Genomic DNA, 26,659 nt, shown 5'->3' on the forward strand with positions numbered 1-26,659 from the left:
TTTTACTCTTGATTTTATTATTTTGATGGACTTTAAAATAGAAAAGTTATTTAGAAAATAGGAGAGAACAATAAAACTCAAATATTTTTCTAAATAACTTTTCAGTTTGACAGTAATGAAATCTATCTGTTAAACGGATTTCTATTGATAACGTCTTTTATCTTGGCTTTTAAATTTTCGCCAGTGTCATAAATCATTTGTTCATTGCTAGGAAAAGGAACGGCTTTTTTGTCAAAATAAGAGTAGTAATTATCGTCAGAAGCACGTTTGTCCCCTTTGTAAGTAGCATAGATATTCTCAAAAATATATTCACTGCTTATCGGAAAAGATTGTAAAAGTTGGTTGTTTTTATAATTTATGTAATCCACTTTTGCGGTAACTTGAGAGGATTTAAATTGTCTGAATTCATAAATCTGAACCGTTACTTTTCTAAGATTGTCTACCATAACTACTTTACCATCCTTGTCTAAAACTTGTTTTCCATTGGCATCTAATAGTTTCTTGACACCGTCTTTTATTTGACGCTCTTTGATAAATTCTCGTTCTTTGATTTGCTCGGGCGAAATGTTTATTTCTCTAAAATTAATCATCATTGTATAATCATAATTAATTCCTTTTTGTTTGTTACTGTGGTAAACGGTCCATTTGTCATTTAATCCATAGGTGCTAAAATCCAGTAAATCATTGCGCAAACGAACGGGGATAATCATGTTGGTTTCATTTTTAGTATTAACCATAACATAATCGTTTCCTTTAAATTTAGCATCATCCATCAATTTCAAGACATCTTTGTAGTTTGGATTTATCTGGTTTAAATAGCCCAAATCATCATAAGCTTTACGAAAATTCATTTTATCAGATGACAATAGCAGTTTTTTTGCATTGGAATACAAATAAGCCGATAAAGCATTTTTGCTGTCTATGATTTGGTCGTTATAATTATCAAAAGGAAAAATAGCATTTCGCCCTTCATTAATTAATCGCAAGGGAAGCAAGGGCTTAATTTTTTCCTGACGCTGATTTAATTGCAAGTAGGTCGTGTACATTTTTTCTAATTGCGCCGGATTAGCATCTTTGGCTAATAAATTTATATGATTTAAATCTCGTTCTTTGGCTTTAGCAAAGGCTTCTTCGAGAATATATACATAGTCTTGTTTCCCTTTTTTGTCTTTGTTCGTTCTTAAGTTTGATACCGCATTACTAATTGCTTCATCGTAGTTTCCTGACGAGAGCATGCTACGCGTTTGTTTAGCTCCACAAGCTGTTACAAGGATTAATAAGGAGAGTAGGAGTACAGTTCTTTTCATAGATCAAATTTTAAACAAATATATTTTTTTTAAATTGGAAACTCAAAATCAATGCCATAAAAAAACCACCAAATAACTATTTGGTGGTTTTTTCAAATTTATACAGGTCGTAGAATTAATTTCCAATGCAGTATAAAATTTTTAATAGTTGGGATTAATGTCCTCCTGCTATTTTTGAGTCAAAATTAATTCCTTGACTTTTAAGGATTCCGCTTACTTTCCAAGCATAGAACGCTAAGTAGGCAAAGCACAAAACTCCAACGATATAGCTGTTTTGGATACCAATAGTCTCAGAGATAAAACCTTGCAACCAACTGATAATTCCTCCACCCATGATCATCATGATTAAGAAACTACTTCCTTGACTAGTGTTTTTACCTAATCCGCTTACTGCCAAAGTAAAGATACAAGGCCATAAGGTACTGCAGAATAATCCAACACTTGTAATAGCATAAACGCTGACCATTCCATGTGTAAACATTCCTATTAAAAGAGCCAAAATTCCTAAAGTTGAAAATATAAGTAACATTCTGGCTGGATTTCCTTTGCTGGCAATATCAGCAGCAATAAGTACAAGAATAATTAAACCATAAACATAAAAAGGAGTTAAATCATGTTTTGCAATAGCATTTACGGCTAAGAATACTCCAAAAGCTAAATAAGGAGCTAAGAAACGCAATATTTTTCTCAAGCTAATATCATTGGTGAAAGCTTCAACCGCTCCAGTCCAACGCCCAATCATTAAACTCGCCCAATATAGAGAAATATAGGGAGCAACTTCATGTGTTAAAAATCCTAAATGGGTTTCCATATAAGCAGGTAAATTACTGGCTGTAGATACTTCGACACCAACATATAAAAAGATGGCAATCATTCCTAAAACTAATTGAGGATATTGCAAGGCTGATTTTTTTGCAGTTGCAGTTTCGTCAGCCACTTCTAAAATGGTTGCCGGACGCTCCGGAATAGAAGAAAATTTCAATAAGATTGCTACTAACAAGAAGGCAAGACCTAAGATAAGATAAGGGATTTTTACACTTTCTATACTCATATTAGTACTACCATTTGTATTAGTTCCAAAAATGGCAAAACTAACGATAAGTGGACCAATGGTGGTTCCTAGATTGTTGATTCCTCCAGCCATAGTCAATCGCTGGGAACCCGTTGAAATAGGCCCTAAAGCAATTGCTAACGGATTGGCAACGGTTTGTTGCAACGAGAAACCCAATGCCACAATAAATAAACCGGATAACATTAAAGGAAATGAGCCTGTATTTGCTGCGGGATAAAATAATAAGGTTCCTAAAGCTGAAATGGCTAAACCTAAAGATAGTCCATTTTTGTAACCAATTTTGTTTACAATATCTTCTTTAATTAGAACAGAAATCCCCATGTATATCAATGAACCTACTGTATAGGCTATATAAAAAGCTAAAGAGACTAATTGACTTTCGCCTTGTGTTAGATTAAAGGCTGTTTTGAAAACGGGAATTAAAATATCATTACTGGCAGCAACAAATCCCCAAAAAAAGAAGACAATGGCTAAAGGGATAAATTGCCCCCATTTGGTTTGCGAATTTTCTGAATTCATAATTAAAGTTAGGTTAAATTTTTAGATTATTAAATTAGTTCTATTTGTAAAAGTATCTTTTAAGTAAATTAAAAAAAAATTATTTATAAGAAAATTGATTAAAATTATACAATCGACACGATTTCTATAATCAACTGTATTTTTAATGAATTTTAAAGAGTATTTGTCGTTTCTAGATTTAGTCTAAAATCCTAATTTTTACATCTTTGCTGTAATTACGCCCTATGGGCAAGGTATAGGAATGTACTTGGATTCTATTTCCTTCTATAGATTTAACTTTATTGACAGCAATGATATACGATTTATGGATGCGGGTAAATTGATCCTCGGGTAGTTCTTCTGATAGTGCAGTCAATGATTTGTGGGTAATATAGGTTTTATCAGCAGTGACCACCTTAATGTATTCTTTCATCCCTTCAATAAATAGAATTTCATCAATTATGATTTTGACCATTTTCTTATCTACTTTGATAAAAATATGCGGATCTATTTTAAGGGTTTCAATTTTAAGATTGTTTTTCAAATTGTAATCGGCCTCAATTTTATGGATGCATTTAATAAAACGAGGAAGTGGAATGGGTTTTACTAAATAATCCAAAACATCCAGTTCGTAACTCTCGGCGGCAAATTCCCGAAAGGCAGTTGTAATGACAATTTTGGTTTTGTTCTCAATTAATCGAATCAATTCAAATCCAGTCATTACCGGCATATGGATGTCCAAAAAAACGACATCAATACTGTTACTATTTATAAAATCTAGAGCCTCAATAGGATTGTGAAATGTGCCAATGATCTCAAAATCTGAAAAATTAGTGAAATAATTCATCAGGACTTTGGTTGCCAAGGGCTCATCATCAATCAAAACACATTTAATCTTCATTTTGAACGGGTATTTGTAATCGGATGATATAATAATTGAATTTTACTGTTTTTTCTAAAGTAAAATTATTTTGAAAAATCAATTTTAGTCGCTTTTTAGTATTGGATAAACCAATTCCCTTCTTAGTTTTTGCATTTTGTGAAAGTACAAAATTATTTAGTATTTCAAATTGTAGGATGGCTTTGTCGATAACTTTACAATTGATCTTGATTCTGAGATTGTTGTTGCAGGGGCCTCCATGTTTGAAAGCGTTTTCAATCAGTGTGATAACTAATAAAGGTGGGATTTTAATGTCCTCAATGTTAGATTCTATGTTTACAGCCACATCTACATTCTCAAAGCGTAGTTTCTCTATTTCGATGTAGTTCTGAATATAGTCAATCTCTTTTGTAAGGTCAACCATTTGGGTTCCCTTGATGTCGTAAAGGACGTATTCCATTAATCGGGAGAGTTTCAAGATAACATCAGGAACTTTCTTTGACGATTCTAAGGACAAAGCATAAAGATTATTGAGGGTATTGAAAAAAAAGTGAGGTTGTATTTGGGTTTTAAGGTATTTGAGCTTCATTTTAGATTGATTCTGCTTCATAATCGTATTGCGATCTCTTTCCTTTAGCCAGTTCATTGTAGAGAAAACAGATGAAGCAATTGACAGGACATAGATTTCTCCAATGGTTACTGCAACAATATGATTAATATCAAAGGCTTTGTACATTTTATTGGCTTCAGGCCAAATGTTTTCTGAAATCATGTAATAGGTCAAGGCAGTCCTTGTTATATAAATTACAGCCAGACTGGCCAGTAGCGCTAAAGTATATTTGTAATATTTGAATTTTACAATATAACGAGGAATAAGCACTAACAAATTAAAGTACACAAAAGGGATGTGTAAGGAAAACTCAATTAAATTGGATTTAAATGAATAGAGATAATCATCAAAATAGGATCCCCAACGCAAGAAGTTGATTAAAAAAAAGAGGATCCAAAACCAAAAATGATTTCGAATCTCAGTGTTTATTTTTATTTTTTTAAGGAGCTTCAATTAGGAATGATTTAGAGGTTAAATCCTTGCTTTTCAAAAATGAATAGCATGATTATTTTGCAACTTTAAGGAATTTGTAGGCAAAAATCGCTTTTTATTGGATTAAAATCCAAAATAATATGAATTTAACATATTAACGACTTTGAAAAAACACTTCGTTGAATAAATACTGTTGTTTGTTGAATATTTTATTTTTTTTGTTGCCAAGATTGGTATCAAAGTACACTTTGTTTATAAAAGTCAGTGGTTAATGTCGGTTTTCAGGTTGTTAGTATAATTTTTTTTTTTAAGACTGCTTTAACATATAGTTTTACGGTATAACTAACAAAAATCAATTAAAATGAAAAAAATTATCTTAATCTTTATGATTATTTTCACGGCGCAGGTTTCGCTTGCTCAAGTGAAAACAGTCAAAGGGATGGTAACCGATGCGACCGGCTCTCCATTACCTGGGGCTAACATTAATGTGCAAGGAGAGAATAAAGGAACCACCACCGATTTTGACGGTAAATTTCTCATTGAAGCACAAAAGGGAAGAACTTTGGTGATTTCCTATATAGGCTTTGAAACTCAAAATGTTGTCATTGTGGATGATAGTGCTATTAAAGTACAGTTGAAAGAAGCTGCGGGAAATGCTCTTTCTGAAGTAGTGGTAACTTCATTAGGAATTAAAAAGGAGAAAAAATCCTTAACATATTCTACTCAAGAATTAAAAGGAGAAGAATTAGTACGTGTAAAAGATGCTAATATTGTAAATACGGTTGCAGGTAAAATTGCTGGTGTGGCTGTTACAAAAAGTTCAGCAGGAACTGGTGGTTCAACTAAAGTAGTTATTCGTGGTAATTCTTCATTTACAAATAACCAGCCTTTATATGTTATTGATGGTATTCCGTTGTCAAACCCTAATGGAGGTCAGCCAAATGGTACTTTTGGAGATTTAGCTGGTGGTAACCGTGATGGCGGTGATGTAGTATCATTGATTAATCCAGATGATTATGAAGGAATGACTGTTCTTAAAGGTGCAGCTGCTTCGGTATTGTATGGTAGCCAAGGAGCAAATGGTGTTATTATGTTAACTTCTAAAAAAGTAAAAACAGGATCTGAAACCTTTAATGTTAATTCTGTTACAAATGTCGAATCTGTGGCTTATTTACCAAAGTTTCAGTCTGATTATAGCTCTCTTACCGGGGATGCAAGAAGCTGGGGAGCAAAGCAAAAAGTAGAAGATGGTGTAAAGGATTTTTTTGAAACTGGAATTACGCAAATTACTTCGATGTCTTTTTCAAAAGCGACAGAAGGAGCTTCAACTAGTTTGACTTATGCTAACACAGACGCTTCCGGTATCATACCAGGAAATCATTTGAAGAAAAATAATTTTGGTATCCATCAAACATCAAAATTCTTTGAGGATAGACTAAATGTAGCCGTTACAGGAAATTATACAAGTCAAAAAATTAATAATAGACCAGTGAACGGTTTGTATTTTAACCCTGTTGCAGGAGCTTACTCTCATCCAAGAGCTTTTAGTTTTGCAGATTTAAAAAATTATGAGGTGTATGATCCAGCAAGAAACTTGATGGAACAAAATTATCCCGGTTTTGCTAGAGGATCTATAAACGAAAACAATGAAAATCCATATTGGCAAATTAACAGACAGAAAGCTTTAGATACCAATAATTTCTTTAATGGAGCTATAGCTTTAGATTATAAAGTAAATGACTGGTTCCGTTTAACTTCGAGGTACAGTTATAATAGAAGTGAGAGTAATTTTGAGAAAGAAATGTATGCAACTTCTGCTACATCTCTTGTAAATAAAAATGGAAGGTTAATTGATGTTACAACTATTTCTACTCAAAATTATGCAGATTTAATAGGTTTGATTAATGCTAATTTTTCTGATAATTTCTCTTTTGATGCAGTTATTGGTACAAGTATTAACAATGGAAAATCGAGAGGAGTTACCCTTGATTCTGGAATTGGTGGTGGATTAGTCAATGCTAATATCTTTACTTTAGGGAATTTCTCAACCAATAACGGTAATATTCAATCAGCATACGAAAGAGAAGTGCAGTCTGTATTTGCTACAACTACTTTTGGTTATAAAAGTTATTTGTATTTAGATGTTGCTGCTAGAAATGATTGGTCTTCAACATTGGTTAATACAGATAAACCAAGTTTCTTTTATCCTTCTGTAGGTTTAACAGCTATATTAAGTGAAATGACTGCAATGCCAGATTTTATTAACTTTGGTAAAGTACGTGCTACTTATGCTCAAGTTGGAAGTGATATTTCTGCTTACCTAACTAATCCAACAACATCAATCGTTGCAGGACAACCAGTTAATCCAGCAGCTGGGCCATTACCAGGAAAAAGTTTAAAACCAGAGTTAAAGTCAGAATTTGAAGTTGGTACTGAATGGAGAATGTTTAACAACAGACTTGGTTTTGAGTTGTCTTACTATGATTCGGAAACAAAAAATCAACTTATTCAAATTGCTGCAGAATCAACTAATGCAAATGGTTATACTAACTATGTAATTAATGCAGGAAGTATAACAAATAAAGGATTCGAAGCTGTATTGTTTGCAGATATTATCAAGAACGATAAATTTGGATGGGAGTCAAGAGTTAATTATTCTCAAAACAAAAGTAAAGTAAACGATATTCCAACTGAAAAAGATGGCCGAATTATACTTACTGATCCCGGATCAAACAGCTACCGTTTTTCACTTGTTGAAGGAAGACCTTTTGGAGTTATAGAGGGTAAAAATTTTGTAAAAGATGCTCAAGGTAGAATTCAAATTGATAAAGATAATAATATTGCCACTTCAGATTGGGAGGAAGTAGGAAACGCAAATCCTGATTTTATGTTAGGATGGTCAAATACTTTTAAAATAGGAAATTTCACCGCTAATGTATTACTTGATGGTCGATTTGGAGGAGAAGTTTTAAGTTTAACCGAAGCAATCAACGATAGAAATGGTGTTTCAAAAGCGTCAGGTGATGCTAGAAATGCAGGTGGTAAAGCAATAAATGGTGTAAGAGTTCCTGATGGAACAGCTATAACAACAATGGATGCTGAGACTTATTATACTAAAGTAGGTGGAAGAAATGGGATTTCGGGTGAATATGTTTATGATGCAACAAATGTAAGTGTAAGAGAAGTTTCTATTGGATATACTTTTAACAAAAAAGCAATTCCTTTTGTAAATTCTGCTAGCTTATCATTAATTGCTAGAAATTTATTCTTCATTCACAAAGAAGCACCGTTTGATCCTAATATTGCTTTAAGTACCGGGGAAGGTTTGCAAGGTGTTGATGTTTTTGGTATGCCATCAACAAGAAGTATTGGTCTTAATTTAAACATAACTTTCTAATCTAACAATCATGATAATAAATAAAATAAAAAGATCAGCAGTTTGTCTCTCTTTACTGGCAGCAGTAGGGTGTACAGACAATTTTAACGAAATAAATACAAATCCAGAATCAGCCACAGCTGAGCAGTTAGCGCAGGATTTTAATCATATTAAAAGTTTAATTAAACCCGCTTTTAACAGATTGTATATTAGTGATATTACTTGGCAATACCAAATTCAGCAAAGTTTGCAAGCAGATGGTTGGTCAGGTTACATGACGACTCCAGTAATGTTTGGACCTGCGAATAATCATGATTATGTTTTAAATTCCGGATGGAATAGTTATGCTTGGGATGATGCTTATGTAAGTATTATTGCCTATTTATATAAAATTGAACAAAGAGCAAAAGGGACTTCTGATAATTATTATGCGTGGTCATTGATTTTGAAAGCAGCAACGATGCAACGCATCACAGACATGTATGGTCCTGCAGTATACTCAAAATATGGTGAAGAACGAGCTACTTATGATTCGCAACAAGAAATTTATAATAATATTTTTAAAGATTTAGATTTTGCAGTTACTGAATTGACAGCAAGAGTAAATGCGGGTGAAGCTTCTGCATTTACTGGAACTGATTTGTCATTGTATAACGGTGATTATAAGCAATGGGTTAAATATGCAAATACATTGCGATTAAGAATGGCCATGCGCATTTCAAAAGTAGATGCTGCTTTAGCAAAAACTCAGGCTGAAAAAGCAATAGCTCATCCGTTAGGAGTGTTGGCTACTGCCTCTGATAATATGCTTGTAAAATCACCATTAGATTTAAACGTTATTGATGTAATGAGTCATGCTTGGGCAGGAATATTTATGGGTGCAGATATGGAATCCATATTAGGTGGATATGCTGATCCTCGTATCGATAAATACTGGAACACTTCAGGAATTGTTGCAGGTGAATTTAAGGGAGTAAGAACAGGTATCGTTTATCCGGCAGGAGCTTATTCTAAATTTTCACAAACCGGACCTAGAACTAAAACAGGAGCAGTTGCATGGATGACTACTGCAGAGGCTTACTTTCTAAGAGCAGAAGGCGCTTTAAGAGGATGGAACATGGGCGGTACAGCAAAAGACTTATATGAGTCAGGTGTTAAAGCATCTTTTGATCAAAACGGAGTTTCTGGTGCAGATGCTTATATTGCAGACGATACTAAAATGGCTAAGGATTATGTAGACCCTGTTAATGCAGCTAATAATGCGGCAGCTGTGAGTAAGGTTACTGTTGCTTGGGGAGCTGATAAAGAAACCAATCTTGAAAAAATCATTACTCAAAAATGGATTGCTACTTATCCTGATGGTCAAGAAGCTTGGTCTGAGTTCAGAAGAACGGGTTATCCAAAATTATTTAGAATTACAAACAATAAAAGTGGTGGTTTAATAAGTACAGAATTAGGTGTTAGAAGATTACCATTTTCTCAAAATGAGTCAAGTAATAATAAAGTGGGTTATGATTCAGGTGTCTCAAAACTGGGTGGCCCAGATAACGGAGCTACAAGACTTTGGTGGGATACTACCGGTCCTAATTTTTAAAATTTAGTTAATTGCTAAAATGGTATAAGTTGAAAAATACTTATGCCATTTTTTTATCATTTTTCAGGAAAATTAATACACATTTTGGCATGTTAAGTGTTCTTTGAAGAAAAGATTTCCTTTTAAATTACATGTTATTGTTTAAATCGTGTTGTTGGTATAAAATAATGGACAGTTTGTATAATTTATTTTTAGGAAAAAAACGTTTTAGGTACTTTTATCTACTTGAAAATCAAATAAATTTATACACAAAAAAGAATTAGGTCAGTAATAAAACAAGGAGTGGGAAGTAAAGTATTCGAATAGTATTTTAGGTCTTTTCAGTATAGAATAAAAAAAGTTTTTAATCCATATTAAAACAGTTCTATCCTTTTTTACAATTTGTACCTAGTTTAATGGATTAAAAAAAACAAAAATGAAAAATGCTTTAGAGATTAAGCCGGATATCAGCTACAAAAGTGTAGGTAAATTTGAAGACACTAGATTTGAAAAAATCCACAATGAAATTTTCAAAAATTCTACAGAAGCTTCTATAATTGTTGCCCAAGAAATTGCAAAGTTGATTAGGTCAAAGCAAGAAAAAAACAAACCCTGTGTTCTTGGATTAGCTACCGGTTCTTCCCCTATAAAAGTATACGAAGAATTAGTACGTATGCATAAAGAGGAAGGACTTAGCTTTAAGAATGTGATTACTTTTAATTTGGATGAATATTATCCAATGACCAAAGAAAACAGTCAGAGTTACTATTATTTCATGCATCAGCATCTTTTCAATCACATAGATATAAAACCAGAAAACATCAATATTCCAGATGGAACGATAGCAATTGAAGAATTGAACCAGTATTGTGTGGATTATGAAATGAATATCAGAAATGCTGGAGGTTTAGATTTTCAGTTGTTGGGAATAGGGCGCACAGGTCACGTAGGTTTCAATGAGCCGGGTTCTCATATTAATTCCGGAACTAGAATTATTACCTTGGATCATATCACCAGAGTAGATGCTTCTTCGGATTTCAACGGTATTGACAATGTTCCTAAAAGAGCCATCACTATGGGGGTTTCTACTATCTTGAGATCCAAAAGGATTGTGTTGATGGCTTGGGGGCAAAACAAAGCCGATATTATAAAAAGAACCATTCAAGGTGATATAAGTTCTGAAGTTCCTGCCACTTTCCTGCAAAATCACACCAATGCAACTTTTGTATTAGATCAATCGGCAGCTTCAGAATTGACCCGATTCAAAACACCTTGGTTAGTTGGAGAATGCATCTGGACACCCGAACTAAAAAGTAAGGCTATCGTTTGGCTTTGCCAAAAAACCAACCAAGCAATTTTAAAACTAACGGATAGAGATTACAATAATAACGGAATGTCGGATCTTTTAGCCCAAGAAGGTTCTGCCTATGATTTGAATATTAATATGTTCAATGTATTGCAGCATACTATTACGGGTTGGCCAGGAGGTAAACCCAATACCGACGATTCCTACAGACCCGAAAGAGCAAATCCTGCCAAGAAAAGAATTATTCTTTTCAGCCCGCATCCGGATGATGATGTGATTTCTATGGGAGGAACTTTCTCTAAGTTGATAAAGCAAGGACATGACGTTCATGTGGTGTACCAAACTTCCGGTAATATTGCCGTTACAGATGATGAGGCATTAAAATTTGCTGAAGTTTGTAATGATTTTATGGAAAATGAAAAATGCAATATCAATTTCCAGTCTACCATTGACTTTTTGAATAATAAAAAAGAAAATCAAATTGATTCGCTTGAAGTTCGAAAATTGAAAGGCTTAATCAGAAGAAGAGAATCTTATGCCGCGACCAGATATATTGGTTTGAAAGATGAAAATACCCATTTTTTAGATCTTCCTTTCTATGAAACGGGACAAATTAAGAAAAACCCTTTAGGTAAAGAAGATATCGCTATTGTAGCCGATATTATTGCCAAAATTAAACCCCATCAGGTTTTTGCCGCCGGCGACTTGGCTGATCCGCACGGAACGCATGAGGTTTGTTTGAATGCCATTTTTGCCGCTATGAAGCAATTAAAACCAGAACCTTACATGGACGATTGTTGGTTGTGGTTGTACCGTGGGGCTTGGCACGAGTGGGATTTACATGAAATAGACATGGCTGTTCCTTTAAGTCCGGATGAGGTTTTATTAAAAAGACATGCTATTTTATACCACCAATCTCAGAAAGACAGAGTGATGTTTCAAGGAAATGACTCTAGAGAATTTTGGGTAAGAGCTGAGGATCGCAACAAAAATACAGCAAAACTGTACGATGATTTAGGCTTGGCCGAATACGAAGCAATCGAAGCTTTTAAGCGTTTCGATTATTAAAAACAACATTTAAATTAGTTAATAATATATGAAATACTTCCTGATCCTTTTATTTGTGGCTTTTGTATCTAATGCCCAAATAAAAAAAGAGCAATTGGATCTTATGCCATGGCCTCAAAATATAAATTTGAAGGAAGGTGTTTTTGCCCTAACTAAAAATTTTAAAGTAAATATTACCGGAAATCCTAATCCTAGAATTTTTGTAGGAACTACAAATTTTTTGCGACGATTAGACGGTAGAACTGGATTGTTTCTGACGCAAGGATTCATTACTAAAGTTAACGAATTCCCTGACGCAGAATTACAAATAAATTGTGTTCAAAATGGAAAAATTGGACTTTATGAAGACGAAAGTTATCAATTAGACATTCAATCGAATCGAATAACGATTAATGCTACTTCGGATTTGGGTGCTTTGCATGCTTTGGAAACTTTATTGCAACTATTGCAAAATTCCAGCACATCGTATTATTTTCCATCTTCCACAATTACTGATTTACCAAGATTCACTTGGCGTGGTCTTATGATTGATGTTGCAAGACATTTTCAACCGGTAGATGTTATCAAAAGAAATCTGGATGCTATGGCTGCGCTCAAAATGAATGTTTTTCATTGGCACTTAACTGACGATCAAGGCTGGAGAATTGAGGTAAAAAAACATCCAAAGTTGACCAATATGGCTTCTGATGGATCGTATTATACCCAAGAAGAAATCAAAAGCATTGTTAAATATGCCGACGAAAGAGGAATCCTAGTTGTGCCAGAAATCGATGTTCCCGGTCATGCTTCGGCAATATTGACCGCCTATCCTGAAATAGGTAGTAAAATGGTTGGTTTTTCTAACGGAACTTCTGAGAAGAATATGCAGTCAACGGCTTTGGCGACTTATGCAATTGAACGTAATGCGGGTATTTTTAATCCAACTTTAGACCCGTCGAATCCCAAAACCTATCAGTTGTTAAGTGAAATTTTTGATGAGGTTTGTCCTTTGTTTCCCGGAGCTTATTTCCATATTGGAGGAGACGAAAACGAAGGAAAAGATTGGGATTCAAATCCAAGAATTCAGGACTTTAAAAAGAAAAATAAGTTAGTTACCAATCATGATCTTCAAACTTATTTCACCATGAAGTTAATTCCGATGCTTAAAAAACACGGAAAACAATTGATGGGATGGGAGGAAATTATGACAAAAGACATGTCCAAAGATGCTATTATTCATTCTTGGAAAGGAGTCAATGAAGGAGTTCCAGCTGGGAAATCCCTTGTTGACGCTGCTAAAGGAGGTTATAAAACGGTTTTGTCTAATGGGTATTATGTAGACTTAGTTTATGGTGTGGAAGAGCATTATAATGTGGATCCAATGCCTAAAAATGCCGTTTTGACCGAAGAGGAAAAAGCAAGGATTCTAGGTGGTGAAGCTACGATGTGGACTGAACTGGTTACGCCCACAACAATAGATTCCAGACTTTGGCCTAGAACTGCTGCAATTGCGGAACGATTATGGTCGGCTGAAGATATTACTGATGTTAATAGTATGCGCAAAAGATTAAAAACGGTTTCTTTTAGATTAGAAGAATTGGGACTTACGCATATAAAAAACAAAGCGGTTATTTTGAGAAACATTGTAAACAATCAAAATAGTGACGCTCTTAATGAGTTTTCGAATATTTGCGAACCACTGAAAAAGTATTCCCGCAATAAAGGTGGAACTGAATATCAGATGTATTCTCCCTTTACCTTATTTGCGGATGCTTGTACACCTGATGCCGCAGACGCTTTAGAATTTGAAATTGCGGTAAATCGTTATTTAGAGAATAAAAGTGTAGAAAATAATGATTTGGTGAGTAGTTTCTTTAAAAAATGGATTGCAACGAATACTAGTTTAATTAATTTAAGTTTGAATGCACCGCTTGTTCAACCTATTTTACCTTTATCAAAAAGTCTAAGTGATTTATCGCAACAGCTTTTATTGACTATAGAAAATAAGCAAGCGCCTAATTCCTCTTTATTGAATGATTTGTTAGAACAATGTAATTCTAAAGACCATGCAGATGTAGAATTGGCAGTATATAGCAGTTTAAAAAAATTAATAGGAGTTTTAAAACAGTAATAAAATAGAATTGTTAGAATTGAGTTTGGTTATTTATGTTTTAATATATTTTATTTTGTACAAATATTGATTTCTTTTTGAGAATTTGATATTATAACCTGGTAAGTTTTTTACCAGGTTTTTTCTGTTAATTTACAATTAATGAATTCCTTAACTATAGAAACTAACCTAAACCATTATTTAAAATGAAGTATTTAAAACTGTTCTTTTTCTTAGGTGTCACGATAATTTCGTTTTCTGCCCAAAGTCAAAAAAAAATGTCTGTCATTGCCTATTATACGGGAGATGATAAGAAAATTGACGAATTTGAAGTGAATAAACTCACTCACATCATTTATAGTTTTTGCCATTTAAAAGGGGGGAAATTAACCGTTGACAATGCTCAAGATTCACTTGCCATCAAACATTTGGTTTCTTTGAAAAAAACAAATCCAAAACTAAAAGTAATGTTGTCTTTAGGTGGATGGGGAGGTTGTGCGCCTTGTTCCGAAGCTTTTTCAACGGCAGAAGGACGCGCGCTTTTTGCAAAATCAGTAAAGGAAGTGAATGACTATTTTAATTGTGATGGAATCGATTTGGATTGGGAATACCCTACAATCGAGGGACATCCGGGACATTTATATCAGGCAGCTGATAAGGAAAATTTTACGGAATTGATAGTAATTCTGCGTAAGGTTTTAGGGCCGAAAAATGAACTTAGTTTTGCAGCTGGAGGTTTTCAGAAATTCTTGGACGAATCTGTAGATTGGAAAAAAATCATGCCTTTGGTTGATCGGGTGAATATTATGAGTTACGATTTGGTAAACGGATATTCAACCGTGACGGGACATCATACGCCTATATATAGTACCAATGCTGCCGAAGAATCTACGGATCGCGCAGTAGAATATTTGTTAAAACTGGGAATACCGGCAAAAAAACTGGTGATTGGAGCTGCTTTTTATACTCGGGTATGGAAAGAGGTAGCTAACAATAATAACGGACTCTATCAATCAGGAGTGCATACCAGTGGCATCGGTTTCAATAATTACGCAACTACTTTTACCAAAGAGAAAGGTTGGAATTATTATTGGGACAATAAAGCAAAAGCGGCATACTGGTACAATGAAAAAGAAAAAATATTTGCAACAGGGGATGATATTTCTTCGGTAAAGGAAAAAACATCTTATGCAATAAAAAAGAAATTGGGCGGTATAATGTTCTGGGAACTCCTTCAGGACACTCCTCGAAATGGTTTGTTAGATGCTATTTATCAAATAAAAATGGCAAATTAAACATGATCTAAAATCAGTATTTTTTTCGTATTTTTGCAAAAAATTTATAAAAAATATTCATGTTAACAGTAAATAATTTATCAGTTCAGTTTGGTAAGCGAATTTTATTCGACGAAGTAAATACAACCTTTACCCACGGGAATATCTATGGAGTTATCGGTGCTAACGGTGCTGGAAAATCAACTTTTCTTAAAATCATTTCCGGTGATATGGACCCTACTTCAGGACATATTCATTTAGAAGTGGGTAAACGTATGTCGGTTTTAAACCAAAACCACAACATGTTTGATGAACATACCGTTCTAGAAACCGTTTTGATGGGGAATAAAGTCCTATATGCTGTTAAGAAAGAAATGGATGAACTTTATTTAGACTATAACGATAAAAATGCCGACAGAATTGGAGAATTGCAAGTGCAATTTGAAGAAATGAATGGTTGGAATGCCGATTCAGATGCGGCTTCGATGTTATCCAATCTTGGTATTGGCGAAGAGCACCATTATACATTAATGGGAGATTTGGAAGGAAAAATTAAAGTGCGTGTACTTTTGGCGCAAGCTTTATTTGGAAATCCGGATTTACTGATTATGGATGAGCCTACTAACGACTTGGATTTTGAAACCATTGCTTGGTTAGAAAATTTCTTGGCAAATTATGAAAATACGGTAATTGTAGTATCACACGACCGTCACTTTTTAGATGCGGTGTGTACCCATATATCTGATATTGATTTTGGAAAAATAAACCATTATTCAGGAAATTATACTTTTTGGTATGAGTCTAGCCAATTAGCGGCGAAACAACGTGCGCAACAAAACAAGAAGGCCGAAGAAAAGAAACAGGAATTGGAAGAATTTATCCGTCGTTTTTCTGCGAATGTGGCGAAGTCTAAACAAGCGACTTCTCGAAAAAAAATGATTTCGAAATTGAATATCTCTGAAATTAAACCTTCAAGCCGTCGTTATCCTGCGATTATTTTTGATCAGGATCGTGAGGCGGGAGATCAAATCTTGAATGTAGAAAACTTAAGTGCTTCTGTTGAGGGAGAACTTTTGTTTAAAGATGTTCATTTGAATATGGCAAAAGGCGATAAAATTGTTCTTTTCTCTCGTGATTCACGGGCTACGACTGCTTTCTACGAAATTTTAAATAACAATCAAAAAGCCGATTCTGGAACTTTTGATTGGGGAATTACAACAAATCAAGCCTATTTACCAGCAGAGAATCATTCTTTCTTTGAAAATGATTTGAGTTTAGTAGATTGGTTGCGTCAATACGCAAAAACCGAAGAAGAGCGTGACGAAGTTTTTATTAGAGGATTTTTAGGGAAAATGATTTTCTCAGGAGAAGAAGCTTTGAAAACAAGTAGAGTACTTTCTGGAGGAGAAAAAGTACGTTGTATGCTGTCTCGAATGATGATGGAACGCGCTAATATATTAATGCTGGATGAGCCTACAAACCACTTGGATTTGGAATCGATTACTGCTTTCAATAACTCTTTGAAAAACTTTAAGGGTTCGGTTATTTTTACAACCCATGACCATGAGTTTGCTCAAACTGTGGGTAATAGAGTAGTAGAGTTGACGCCAAATGGTGTTATTGATCGTTACATGACATTTGATGAATATCTTGATGATGAAAAAATTCAGGAATTGAGAACTAAAATGTATTCTTAATTTATTAAATGGATTATTTTATAGATGGCCCTGAGTTTTTTCTCGGGGCTTTTTTATACCTTGGTTTTTAATTTCGATATTGTAAGAATATCGTTTTATTGAGAAAATAAAAAGGACTTTATTTTCTCGCTTTATAAGTATAAAATCATAAATCGGAATTTGTATATTTGCAAAATCAAACCCAACCTTTACTATGACTCAAAAAGTATTGCTCAATTCAAAAGAAGTCAATATCATTCTACATCGTTTAGCTTGTCAGTTAATTGAAAAACATCTCGATTTCTCGGATACAATTTTGGTTGGTATTCAGCCAAGAGGAACTTTCCTGGCGGAACGTCTTAAAGAAATATTGGAAAAAGAATACAATACACCCGAAATTAAGTTAGGCTACTTGGATATCACTTTTTTTAGAGATGATTTTCGAAGAACGGATAAACCATTGGAAGCCAATAAAACCAAAATTGATTTTATAGTCGAAAACAAAAAAGTCATTTTTATTGATGATGTTTTGTATACCGGTAGAAGTATTCGATCTGCTTTGACAGCGATTCAGTCTTTCGGGAGACCTTCGGAAATTGAATTACTTGTTTTAATTGACAGACGTTTTAGTCGCAATTTGCCTATTCAACCCGATTATAGAGGGAGACAGGTAGATGCCATAAACGATGAAAAGGTAAAAGTGAATTGGATCGAGAATGAAGGAGAAGACGGCGTTTTTTTAATTAATAATAATCAGTAAACAAAGATGAGCGAACTAAGTGTAAATCATTTATTAGGTATAAAATACATCAACAAAAAAGATATTGACCTTATTTTTGAAACCGCCGATCATTTTAAAGAAGTCATCAACAGACCGATAAAGAAAGTACCTTCGTTACGAGATATTACCATTGCCAACATATTTTTTGAAAATAGTACCCGTACTAAACTTTCTTTTGAATTAGCCCAAAAAAGATTATCAGCTGATGTTATTAGTTTTTCGGCAGCACAATCTTCCGTTAAAAAAGGAGAAACACTGATAGATACCGTAAATAATATCCTATCAATGAAGGTAGATATGGTAGTCATGCGTCATTCAAATCCGGGTGCTGCTTACTTTTTATCAAAAAATGTAAAAGCAAGTATTGTAAATGCTGGTGATGGTGCTCATGAGCATCCTACTCAGGCTTTGTTGGATAGTTATTCCATCAGAGAAAAACTAGGTGATGTAGGAGGGAAGAAAGTAGTGATTGTGGGTGACATATTGCATTCAAGAGTCGCTTTATCTAATATTTATGCTTTGCAAATGCAAGGTGCCGAAGTTAAAGTTTGCGGACCAAAAACATTAATTCCTAAATATATTGAATCACTGGGAGTAACAGTTGAACCCAATTTGCGAAAAGCCCTAGAATGGTGTGATGTAGCCAATATGTTGCGTGTGCAAAATGAACGTATGGATGTGAATTTTTTCCCATCAACTAGAGAATATGCCCAACAATATGGTGTAGATAAACCGCTTTTAGATTCTCTAAGCAAAGAGATTGTAATTATGCATCCTGGTCCTATCAATCGCGGGGTTGAAATTACCTCAGAGGTGGCTGATTCAAATCAATCGGTAATTTTGAACCAAGTAGAAAATGGTGTAGCCATCAGAATGGCTGTTATCTATCTTTTGGCATCAAAAATTCAATAATTTTAAAATAAAAGTACAGCCATTAGCAGCATACAATTTTGATAAAACACATACAATGAAAGTAGATCAAAAAGGACATACCATTACAATTAAGGACACTCAAGGCGACATTACTTCTTTTTTAATGAAAGTAACGCATCAATATAAAACATTCGAAAAACACAATATAATTATTGATCTTCTCTCATATAATGATTTGACGTTAATTGATGTTAAAACATTTATGCCTTTGTCTAAGTTACATAAAAAAGCAAAAAAATCATTTGTTATCGTCATTTCAGATTTTGACTTCAATGCAATTCCAGAAGCCTTGACCGCTGTCCCTTCTTTATTGGAAGCGCACGATATTATTGAAATGGAAGAGATTGAAAGAGATTTGGGATTTTAAATAGGTGTATTCGGTTATTTGTTTAATCGTTTAAATGATTTAATCAAATATGCAATAACTATTTTGCAAAATAAAAGAATAACTTGAAACTAACCATTCTAGGTTGCTATGCAGCCACTCCGCGTACTTTTACCAATCCTACTTCTCAGATTTTAGAAATAAAAAACAGATTATTTCTTATCGATTGTGGAGAGGGAACTCAAGTGCAACTTCGAAAAAACAAAATTAGATTTTCCAAAATAAATCATATTTTTATTTCTCATTTGCATGGCGATCACTTTTTTGGATTGATTGGTTTAATATCGACTTTTACCTTATTAAATAGAACTACTGATTTACATATCTACGGACCTAAAGGCATCAAAGAAATTATAAAGTTACAACTGCGCTTAGCCAATTCGTGGACTAATTACGGTTTGTACTTTCACGAATTAGAGTCTAATGAAAGCGAAATAGTTTATGAAGACGAGAAAGTTATAGTAAAGACTATTCCTTTAAAACATCGTGTCTATACTAATGGTTTTTTGTTTCAAGAGAAAATTGATAAAAGAAAACTCAATATTGCGGCTGCCCAAGATTATAATATTGAGGGATGTTATTATCAAAATATTAAAAACGGAAAAGATATTGTTTTAGATGACGGTAGGATTATAGAGAATGAGAAATTGACTTTTGATCCTGTAGCACCAAAGAGTTATGCTTTTTGTTCGGATACTGTTTATAATGAAGAAATTATTCCGGTCATAAGCGGAGTAGATGTGTTATATCACGAAGCCACTTTTTTGCAATCAGAAGAAGCTTTAGCGGCCAAAACAATGCATTCGACAGCCAAAGAAGCTGCCAGAATTGCTTTGAAATCCAATGTTAAACAATTAATTCTGGGGCATTATTCTACCCGATATGAAAATATAGAACTTTTTAAAGAGGAAGCCCTGACTATTTTTCCCGAAGTGCTTTTGGCAGATGATGGTGAAAATTTTGAGTTTTAGCTGAATTTAAAAATAATACTTTCGTTAAAAGAGAAATCCTGATTTCTCAAAAGTTTAAAAAGTAGTAAATTTAAAGAAGAATTAATCCTTATAAACCAAAGTAATGCAAGATTTAAGTAATTATAGAAAATCATACGATAAAAGTGAATTGCTGGAGTCTACTATACCTGAAGATCCTATAAATCTTTTTAACAGATGGTTTCATGAAACAGAGGATTTTGGTGGGACTGAAGAAGTGAATGCAATGACGGTTTCTACAATTGGCCTAGACGGCTTTCCTAAAGCCAGAGTAGTTTTATTAAAAAAATACAACGAAGAAGGCTTTATTTTTTATACCAACTATAATTCCGAAAAGGGTAAAGCAATTGCCAATAATCCTAATGTATGTCTGTCTTTTTTTTGGCATAGTATGGAACGTCAGGTAATTATTAAAGGAATTGCACAAAGAACCGCTGAAATTGTTTCGGATAATTATTTTGATTCCAGACCAGACGGCAGTAAATTGGGAGCTATTGTTTCAAACCAAAGCGAAGTGGTTCCTTCCCGTACTTTTTTAGAAGAGAATTTGAAACAACTAGAAAATGAGTACGAAAGTATGGTGATTCCAAGACCGAAGCACTGGGGAGGTTTTTTAGTGGTTCCTCATGAAGTGGAATTTTGGCAAGGAAGACCCAATCGTTTGCATGATAGAATTCGATATACTAGCCAAGATGATTTTTCATGGAAGATAGAAAGATTATCTCCATAGTTTAAGAAAAAAATTACAATATATTGATAATAATGTAGTTCATCGATTATTTTGCTTTGTTTAGCGAAATTTTTGATAAGTTTGAGTAACGAAAAAAGATTAAATATCTAATTTCTTTAAAGGAGTTTGCCCCACAATCTACTTTAAACTTAAACTACTATTTTATGGAAATAAAATTACTACGTACAGTTTTACTTGCTGTTACAATAATTACTTTAAATTCTTGTAGCTCTGATGTTTCAGAAACAGCTTCGGTTGAAGCTAAGACTGAAAAAGTTGAAAATTATACTTATAGCGTTTCTGAATTGGAAGCAATGCAGTTGATAAATGAGTATCGTGTAAGTGTTGGTTTAAATTCTTTACAAAAAATTAATCATATTTCTTTTAAGTCTGAGGAGCATGATAATTACATGATCACTAAAAAAGAACCTAGTCATGATGGTTTTGTTTCTCGTTCAGAAAACATTATGAATGTTTTAGGTGCTAAGAAAGTAGGGGAGAATGTTGCCTTTAATTTTGTAAGCCCTAAAAGTGCTGTTACTGCTTGGTTAAACAGTCCTGGTCATAAAGAGAACATAGAGGGTGATTTTACTCACTTTGGAATGGCAATTCGTGAAGATCCAGCCAGTGGAAAAAAATATTATACGAATATATTCGCTAAAATTTAATCTCTATCAAAATCATTAAAAAAGCTGTATCCTCTGGGTACAGCTTTTTTTTTACCTTAAAAACAATCGGTATATTTTATAAGTATGTTATAATTGTTTTTTAGCATCTCGGCTAACAGCTTTCTTGAGTTTTAGTAAAGTAAAAATAGTAATTAAGCTTGCCATTCTAATAATATCTAATGTTTAATTTTGTAGGAAAAAATACATTTAAAATTTAAAAAGATGTATTTCATCGATTATTTTGCGCTTTTAAACGAAAATATATGTAAATTCGGTCTATGGATTTTTAGAAAATATATTAAAGGAGTTTGCCCCACAATCTACTTTAAACTTAAACTACTACTATTATGAAAACAAAATTACTTCGTACAGTATTACTCTTATCAGTGGTATGTATAATGAATTCCTGTTCTTCTGATACTTCTGATGCAGATGCAGTAGAGAACAAACTAAGTGTGGTTGAAAATTACGATTATACTGCAACCGAATTGGAAGCCATGAATTTGATAAATGATTACAGAGTTAGTGTTGGCTTAAATCGTTTAGAGAAAATAAATCATATGTCATATAAGTCTGAAGAGCACGACAACTATATGATTGCTAATAAAGTTGTAAATCATAACGATTTTGTAGCTCGCTCACAAAACATCATAAAAGTTTTGGGAGCAAAAACAGTAGCAGAGAATATAGCCTATAATTATAATTCACCTGCAGATGCTTTAAAGGCTTGGTTGAATAGTCCAGGTCATAAAGAGAATATTGTTGGCAACTTTACTCATTTTGGGATTGCAATAAAAGCTGATCCGGAAAATGGTCGTAAATATTATACTAATATTTTTGCAAAAATTTAATTGATTACTTCTAGAAAGCTGACTTCTCCCCAAGAGTCAGCTTTTTATTTACGCTAATTTTGTTTAAAAATATTGAACTACTGTAATTAATGCCTGAACGTTCATCATTCATTAATGTAGCTTTCATTATTTTAGGCTGTATTTTTATTGATTCCTTTTTTAAGTACGAAAAATAATAAATAATGGTTAAAAATTGTGTAGTTTGTCGATGTTTTTTGGACACTTGATAAATAAGCACGTATGTTTGGAATTAGGAAGGCGTTTTGATACAGCGCAAAAAAAAATCCAGATTACCCATATGAAATTGTATTTACTCCCAAAAATTCTACTTGTTGCGGCAATATTTATGATAAGTTCTTGTTCTTCGGATATGTCTGGACGGGAAAAGATAGGATTGAAACCTGAAATTGTTTTAAATTACACTTACAGTGCATCTGAAATAGAAGTGATGAATTTAATAAATGATTACCGACTTAGTGTTGGCTTAAATTCTCTTGAGAAAATAAATCATATTTCTTATAAGTCAGAAGAGCATAATATTTACATGATTACTAATGATGTTTTAAATCATGATGGTTTTGTGGCTCGTTCAGAGAATATTATACAAGCTTTAGAAGCTAAAGCGGTAGCCGAAAATATAGCTCGTAATTATGATAGTCCTCAAGATGCAGTAAATGCTTGGTTGAATAGTGCAACCCATAAAGGGAATATCGTTGGGAATTTTACTCATTTTGGAATTGCAATAGATCAAGATGCCGTTACAGGAAAGAAATATTACACTAATATTTTCGTAAGAATATAATAAGATTTTCTATTTAAAAGAGAGAGGTCGTTTTTTAAAACGACCTCTCTCTTTTTATTTATAACTCAGTTATGATAAACTCGCTACGTCTATTCATTTGATGTTCTTCTTCAGAGCAATCAACACCGTCAGCACATCTGTTTACGAGTTGGTTTTCTCCATAGCCTTTACCTGTGAGGCGATTTTTATCTACACCATTTTTAACCAACCATTTTATGGTAGATTTTGCTCTTCGGTCTGATAAAGATTCATTGTACTTGAAAGTGCCTCGGCTATCAGTATGTGATCGGATATCGAGTTTCATAGTTGGATATTGATTCATAACATCTAGTATTTTTTCTAGATCTAGGGCAGCTTCCATTCGAATGTCTGATTTATCAAAGTCAAAATAAATCATTTTTATTCCAAAGCATTTACCCAAATCATCTCCTACGGCCACTTTACATCTTGCTTTTTCTAGTGCAAATGGCAGATGGGTTCTACCATTTTCTTTGACGATCGTAATTATTTCTTCTTTGGTGGTGTATTCTTCTTTGGCCGCTCTAACACTATATCTTTTGCCACATTCTACCGTTAGGGAATAATTTCCTTTCTCATCCGAATAGACAGTATTTAGTAAAGTGAGTGAATCATCTAGCAAACTTATTTTTGTATTTGGTAAGATTTCACCAGTAGCTAAATCGGTAATTTCACCGTAGAGTTCTTGCTCACAAACTAATTTTTTAGTTTCAAGAAATTTATAAATATCATCATAACCTTGACCGCCATCCCTATTAGAGGAAAAGAAACCTCTTCTGGTTTTGGTATCTATTAAATAGGCAAAATCATCTTGAGGAGAATTGGCATCGGTTCCTATGTTTTGAACTTTGTCAAAAGTGCCGTCTGCATTGATTTTAGAAACAAATATGTCTAAACCTCCCAGACCCGGATGCCCATCTGAAGCAAAATAAATTTCGTTTTCATTGGTTAGGAACGGGAAGGTTTCCCTACCTTCAGTATTGATCGTTCTTCCCAAATTTTCGGGTATTCCAAAGCTTCCGTCTTCGTTAATCTTTACTTTAAATAAATCAGATTGTCCAAATGTACCCGGCATATCCGAAGCAAAATATAATGTTTTTTCGTCGGCACTTAAGGCGGGATGTGCTGTACTATAGCTGTCGCTATTGAATGGAAGTTCGGTTATGTTTTTCCATTTATCATTTTCAAAATTAGCCTTATATATTTTTATTAAAGTAATGTTATTGCCGTCTTTTCCTTTTTTTCCTTCTAGAAAGTTATTTCGGGTAAAGTACATTGTTTTTCCGTCTTTGGTAAAAGTTGGGGTAGACTCATGGAATCTTGATTTTACATTTCGGTCAAATTTTAGGACTGCCGCAGGAGACATTGCTTCATCTAAATCAGCTACATAAAGATTAGTAAAATATTGATTAGTCCAAGCATGTTTTCTTTGGCCTAGACTACCGGTATCTCTGGCAGAAGCAAAGACTATTTTATTCAGATAGAAAGAAGAACCATAATCAGAATATTTAGAATTAATTCCTGCGTTTTCTACTTGATACCTTCCTGAATTGGCTTTAATTTCCTCAAGGAAATTCCGATCTTTTTCAAAAAGTGTCCCTCGGCTGTCGTTTCCAGATAGCTGGTTAAATTTTTGCATTATCTCATCAGCCTTGTCATTCTCGCCTATAGACCTTAAGGATTGAGCATAGCGATAATAATATTCTGGTTCTAAGTCTTGGGTCATGGCAAATAATTCAGCATACCATTTTGCAGCCTGATCCAGTTGGGCATTATAGTAATAGGAATTCCCTAGTTTTTTAAACATATCTACCGATTTGTACCCTTTCTCTGCAACTCTTTCGTAAGTTTTTATTGCATCTATATAAGCATAGTTGTCATACTTTTTTTCGGCTATGGAAACTCTTGCTTTTTGGGCAAAACAGTTAAATGAAAAAGCACTAACTATGGTGATAAAAAGAAGTATACTATTTTTCATAATGATTGTTTTTTAGAAGAATCGTGTTGTTATCAATTTATTGTAGTTTTAAAGAAGTATTATCAACTCTATTTTCATTTTTTTGGTTTAAACGTTTGAGAATTTCATTGGCCTTATCATTTTCACCTATAGCTTTCAATGACTTGGCGTATTGTTGATAATATTTAGGTTCTAAATCAGCTGTCATGGCAAATAGTTCACAATACCATTTTGCTGCTTTGTCTAATTCAAAATTTGTATAATAGGAATCTCCAATAGTTTTAAACATGACTATGGATTTATAGCCTTTTGCTACAATTCTTTCGTAGGTCTTTACAACATCTACATAGGCATATTTATCGCTTATTTTTTCAGTTACATAGAATTTTTCATTTTGAGTATAGCCGTTAAATGAAAACACATTTAATACTATTAAAACAAGTAGGTTTTTTTTCATAATATTTTTTTAGAAGAATCTTGGGGTTGTTATTTTATTATTCTTTTTAAATATATCATAACGCAGGAATATTTCATGAGATCCGGAATTATAATGCTTTAAATCTGTAGTTTCATGATCATAACCGTATCCAATATATAATGCATCTGATATTTGGAATCCAACTGAAGCACTTAATGCGGCACTCCATCTGTAGGCGACACCAACAACAAATTTATCATAGAGCATAAAATTCCCAGATACATCTACTTGGAGAGGAGCCCCTTTAACCATCTTTGTAAGTAGTGCAGGTTTGAATTTTGCATAACTGCTTAAATCAAATACGTATCCAGCAATAAGATAATAATTAATTTTTTCTTTAAAAATTGCCACCTCATTGTCATCATATCGATTGGTTTCTATGAAATTAGGAACAGATAAACCCAGATAGGCTTTATCAGAATGATAATAAATTCCTCCACCAATATTTGGTGAAAATTTATTATTGTAATCGTGGAGGCTAGGATCATCATCAACAGGGTTTAATTTATTTACATCTAAATCGAATAGATTAGCCGTTGCCTTGATTCCAAAAGAGAGTTTAAATGTCTCAGAAGTAGGGATGGTGTAAGATAAATCTGCCGAAATAGTATTCTCATGAGTGGGGCCAATTTTATCATTTATTAGAGATATTCCCAAACCCAAGTGACTTTCATTTAAAGGTGTATTGACTGATACCGCATTAGTAACAGGTGCTCCGTCTAGGCCTACCCATTGAGTGCGATGTAAAGCAAATATACTCAAAGCTCCTCTCGATCCTGCATAAGCGGGATTGATATTGATTGTGTTATACATGTACTGTGTAAATTGCGCATCTTGTTGTGCATAACTTACAGCTCCAGTAAACAGCAAGGCGAATAATAATACTCTTGTCTTCATTTATCTTGT

Annotated in this window: 21 protein-coding genes; 14 read left to right on the top strand and 7 right to left on the bottom strand. The window is 33.6% G+C overall.

Annotation, left to right across the window (positions count from 1 at the left end):
• Window positions 1-122: 122 nt before the first annotated feature.
• From LNP19_RS11655 to LNP19_RS11670, 4 genes are all read right to left on the bottom strand, one after another.
• Window positions 123-1,307 (bottom strand): hypothetical protein, encoded by a 1,185-nt coding sequence (locus LNP19_RS11655; protein ID WP_230062082.1) that lies wholly within the window; start codon window positions 1,305-1,307, stop codon window positions 123-125.
• Window positions 1,308-1,461: 154 nt separating this feature from the next.
• The gene (locus LNP19_RS11660; RefSeq protein ID WP_230062083.1) at window positions 1,462-2,898 is read right to left on the bottom strand and encodes an MFS transporter; all 1,437 of its coding nucleotides are present in this window, start codon (window positions 2,896-2,898) and stop codon (window positions 1,462-1,464) included.
• A gap of 178 nt (window positions 2,899-3,076) precedes the next feature.
• Window positions 3,077-3,778: a LytR/AlgR family response regulator transcription factor gene (locus LNP19_RS11665; protein ID WP_230062084.1), complete on the bottom strand. Its 702-nt coding sequence runs from the start codon at window positions 3,776-3,778 to the stop codon at window positions 3,077-3,079.
• Entirely contained in the window at window positions 3,768-4,655 is an 888-nt protein-coding gene (locus LNP19_RS11670) for a sensor histidine kinase (protein WP_346432211.1), read from the bottom strand. The genes LNP19_RS11665 and LNP19_RS11670 overlap by 11 nt, the downstream gene beginning before the upstream one ends.
• A 505-nt stretch (window positions 4,656-5,160) precedes the next feature.
• On the opposite strand from LNP19_RS11670, the gene LNP19_RS11675 reads away from it, so the two are divergent.
• From LNP19_RS11675 to LNP19_RS11740, 14 genes are all read left to right on the top strand, one after another.
• The gene (locus tag LNP19_RS11675; protein WP_230062086.1) at window positions 5,161-8,196 is read left to right on the top strand and encodes a SusC/RagA family TonB-linked outer membrane protein; all 3,036 of its coding nucleotides are present in this window, start codon (window positions 5,161-5,163) and stop codon (window positions 8,194-8,196) included.
• 10 nt (window positions 8,197-8,206) lie between these two features.
• Window positions 8,207-9,769, top strand: coding sequence for a RagB/SusD family nutrient uptake outer membrane protein (locus tag LNP19_RS11680; protein ID WP_230062087.1), 1,563 nt, complete (start codon window positions 8,207-8,209; stop codon window positions 9,767-9,769).
• Window positions 9,770-10,184: 415 nt separating this feature from the next.
• Window positions 10,185-12,122 carry a glucosamine-6-phosphate deaminase gene (gene nagB / locus LNP19_RS11685; protein ID WP_230062088.1) on the top strand — a complete coding sequence of 646 codons (1,938 nt, stop codon included), beginning with the start codon at window positions 10,185-10,187 and terminating at the stop codon, window positions 12,120-12,122.
• Between the two features lie 28 nt (window positions 12,123-12,150).
• Complete coding sequence (locus LNP19_RS11690; protein ID WP_230062089.1) at window positions 12,151-14,232, top strand: beta-N-acetylhexosaminidase; 2,082 nt, start codon at window positions 12,151-12,153, stop codon at window positions 14,230-14,232.
• Window positions 14,233-14,417: 185 nt separating this feature from the next.
• The gene (locus tag LNP19_RS11695) at window positions 14,418-15,506 is read left to right on the top strand and encodes a glycoside hydrolase family 18 protein (protein WP_230062090.1); all 1,089 of its coding nucleotides are present in this window, start codon (window positions 14,418-14,420) and stop codon (window positions 15,504-15,506) included.
• Window positions 15,507-15,565: 59 nt separating this feature from the next.
• Complete coding sequence (locus LNP19_RS11700) at window positions 15,566-17,182, top strand: ABC-F family ATP-binding cassette domain-containing protein (protein WP_230062091.1); 1,617 nt, start codon at window positions 15,566-15,568, stop codon at window positions 17,180-17,182.
• Window positions 17,183-17,375: 193 nt separating this feature from the next.
• Complete coding sequence (gene pyrR, locus LNP19_RS11705) at window positions 17,376-17,921, top strand: bifunctional pyr operon transcriptional regulator/uracil phosphoribosyltransferase PyrR (protein WP_230062092.1); 546 nt, start codon at window positions 17,376-17,378, stop codon at window positions 17,919-17,921.
• Window positions 17,922-17,927: 6 nt separating this feature from the next.
• Window positions 17,928-18,854, top strand: coding sequence for an aspartate carbamoyltransferase catalytic subunit (locus LNP19_RS11710; RefSeq protein ID WP_230062093.1), 927 nt, complete (start codon window positions 17,928-17,930; stop codon window positions 18,852-18,854).
• Between the two features lie 55 nt (window positions 18,855-18,909).
• Window positions 18,910-19,242, top strand: a complete 333-nt coding sequence (locus LNP19_RS11715; protein WP_230062094.1) for a ribonuclease Z — start codon at window positions 18,910-18,912, stop codon at window positions 19,240-19,242.
• 83 nt (window positions 19,243-19,325) lie between these two features.
• On the top strand, window positions 19,326-20,231 hold the full coding sequence (locus LNP19_RS11720; RefSeq protein ID WP_230062095.1) for a ribonuclease Z: 906 nt from the start codon (window positions 19,326-19,328) through the stop codon (window positions 20,229-20,231).
• A gap of 103 nt (window positions 20,232-20,334) precedes the next feature.
• The gene (pdxH, locus tag LNP19_RS11725) at window positions 20,335-20,979 is read left to right on the top strand and encodes a pyridoxamine 5'-phosphate oxidase (RefSeq protein WP_230062096.1); all 645 of its coding nucleotides are present in this window, start codon (window positions 20,335-20,337) and stop codon (window positions 20,977-20,979) included.
• Window positions 20,980-21,143: 164 nt separating this feature from the next.
• Complete coding sequence (locus LNP19_RS11730) at window positions 21,144-21,647, top strand: CAP domain-containing protein (protein ID WP_230062097.1); 504 nt, start codon at window positions 21,144-21,146, stop codon at window positions 21,645-21,647.
• Window positions 21,648-21,994: 347 nt separating this feature from the next.
• Window positions 21,995-22,498 carry a CAP domain-containing protein gene (locus LNP19_RS11735; protein WP_230062098.1) on the top strand — a complete coding sequence of 168 codons (504 nt, stop codon included), beginning with the start codon at window positions 21,995-21,997 and terminating at the stop codon, window positions 22,496-22,498.
• Between the two features lie 346 nt (window positions 22,499-22,844).
• Window positions 22,845-23,300, top strand: a complete 456-nt coding sequence (locus LNP19_RS11740) for a CAP domain-containing protein (RefSeq protein ID WP_346432212.1) — start codon at window positions 22,845-22,847, stop codon at window positions 23,298-23,300.
• A 58-nt stretch (window positions 23,301-23,358) separates the two neighbouring features.
• Here the strand turns inward: LNP19_RS11740 and LNP19_RS11745 are convergent, their stop codons facing one another.
• From LNP19_RS11745 to LNP19_RS11755, 3 genes are read right to left on the bottom strand one after another with little or no spacing between them, the layout of a single operon-like run.
• Window positions 23,359-25,296: an OmpA family protein gene (locus tag LNP19_RS11745; protein WP_230062099.1), complete on the bottom strand. Its 1,938-nt coding sequence runs from the start codon at window positions 25,294-25,296 to the stop codon at window positions 23,359-23,361.
• Window positions 25,297-25,333: 37 nt separating this feature from the next.
• Window positions 25,334-25,732 (bottom strand): flagellar motor protein MotB, encoded by a 399-nt coding sequence (locus tag LNP19_RS11750; RefSeq protein ID WP_230062100.1) that lies wholly within the window; start codon window positions 25,730-25,732, stop codon window positions 25,334-25,336.
• 9 nt (window positions 25,733-25,741) lie between these two features.
• Window positions 25,742-26,650, bottom strand: a complete 909-nt coding sequence (locus LNP19_RS11755) for a PorP/SprF family type IX secretion system membrane protein (protein ID WP_230062101.1) — start codon at window positions 26,648-26,650, stop codon at window positions 25,742-25,744.
• Window positions 26,651-26,659 lie beyond the last annotated feature (9 nt).

The organism is Flavobacterium acetivorans (assembly GCF_020911885.1).
Classification (GTDB): Bacteria; Bacteroidota; Bacteroidia; order Flavobacteriales; family Flavobacteriaceae; genus Flavobacterium; species Flavobacterium acetivorans.